The organism is Lentzea alba, assembly GCF_047445655.1.
Taxonomy (GTDB): Bacteria; Actinomycetota; Actinomycetes; order Mycobacteriales; family Pseudonocardiaceae; genus Lentzea; species Lentzea alba_A.
This window is the reverse complement of sequence record NZ_JAJAEG010000108.1, coordinates 1-803: the sequence shown is the minus strand read 5'-3', so window position 1 is coordinate 803 and position 803 is coordinate 1. Positions and strand designations below refer to the sequence as shown.

Below are 803 nucleotides of genomic sequence, written 5' to 3'. Positions count from 1 at the left end.
CGAGTACAGGCCCGGCTCGTGCTGGCCGATCGACTCCAGCAGCTCCCAGTCGACGTGCGCACCCGCACGGGTCGTGCGTGCGTGCGCGCATATCACTATCTTGAACTTATGACCGCACTGCCCGACTGGATGCGCCCTCCGCGCGCGGAAGGCTGGTTCGCGGAGGACCTCGACCGCCTCCCCGAGGCGCCTCGCCACACCGAGCTGATCGACGGAGCGCTCGTTTTCATGATGTCACCGCAGCGGGTGTGGCACGCCCGTGTCGTCTCCGCTCTCTACACGGCCCTCACGAACCAGGCGCCTGAAGGCGTGGAGGTGGATCGCGAGGTCACCATCCGCTTGGACAAGCGCAACCGGCCTGAGCCTGACGTCGTCGTCACCACCGCACCGGTCGATCCTGACCGCACCTGGTTCGCCCCCGAGGACGTGCTGTTGGCCGTCGAAGTGACGTCGCCGGAATCGGAGCATCGCGACCGGACCGTCAAACTGCGCAAGTACGCCGAGGCCGGTGTTCGGCACTACTGGCTGATCGAAGAAGCCGAAGAGGTCAACCGCCCCGTCGCGCATGTCTACGAACTGGACGAGCCGACCAGCACCTATGTACCTGTTGGCATCTTTCGCGGCAAACTCGAGCTGTCAGTTCCGTTTCAGATCGCCGTAGATCTCGACAGCCTCTTCCGCGCCAAGAGCTGAATCTGCCTGAGCAGGTGACAAGCCCTCCGGCGAACCGGAGGGCCTCACGTCAAAACCAACAGGTCAGACGTTGAAGCGGAACTCCACCACGTCGCCGTCGACCATCACGT

The 803-nt window shown here is 64.3% G+C and carries 1 protein-coding gene; it reads left to right on the top strand.

Annotated features, from left to right (window positions below):
* Positions 1-108: 108 nt before the first annotated feature.
* Positions 109-693 carry a Uma2 family endonuclease gene (locus LFM09_RS50105; RefSeq protein WP_414103736.1) on the top strand — a complete coding sequence of 195 codons (585 nt, stop codon included), beginning with the start codon at positions 109-111 and terminating at the stop codon, positions 691-693.
* Positions 694-803: the final 110 nt, after the last annotated feature.

Coding starts and splice junctions, on each gene's coding strand:
- LFM09_RS50105 (WP_414103736.1), top strand. CDS start 109: ATGACCGCACTGCCCGACTGGATGCGCCCTCCGCGCGCGGAAGGCTGG.